At 69.5% G+C, this 550-nt stretch carries 1 protein-coding gene; it reads left to right on the forward strand.

Going from position 1 to position 550, the window contains the following annotated elements:
* Window positions 1-194: 194 nt before the first annotated feature.
* Window positions 195-550 (forward strand): hypothetical protein (locus CR165_RS24245; protein WP_456316331.1); only part of this gene is annotated, 356 nt, incomplete at its 3' end.

The raw sequence follows: 550 nt of genomic DNA on the forward strand, positions 1-550 counted from the left end.
CGGCCTTCGACGGCGACGCCTACCTCGCCGCCAACGCGGACGTGGCCGAGGCCGGGCTGAACCCGCTCGAGCACTACCTGCAGTTCGGCCGGGCCGAGGGTCGCGACATCTTCGCAGCCTGAGCGAAACCCCGGCGCGGCTGTGTCGCCGCGCCGGGCCTGACCCTCCCCACTCCAGCCTCGGATTGCCCCCGCATGACCGATTCGAACACTTATCCTGACGGCGGCGCCGGAGGTGGCACGGCGAACGGCGGCCTGTCGCTGCTGGACGCCACCACCGGCGGGAGCAGCCTTATCAAGGTGCCTGGGCGGCCCAGTGATCCGACCGCACCTGATCCCGCCCCCGGCGACACACCTGGACCATCGCGTTTCATCTACGTCTCGATCGACACCGACCATGGTCCGGAACTCTGGGGGACCGACGGTACTGCAGGGGGCGCCCACCTGCTCAAGGACATCTGGCCGGGATCGCACGGATCAGATATTGCCGACCTGACCCGCCTGCCTGATGGGCGCGTCCTGTTCACCGCCCAGGACCCCGAGCACGGCTA

This window comes from Teichococcus aestuarii, from assembly GCF_003116135.1.
In the GTDB taxonomy this organism is placed as follows: Bacteria; Pseudomonadota; Alphaproteobacteria; order Acetobacterales; family Acetobacteraceae; genus Pseudoroseomonas; species Pseudoroseomonas aestuarii.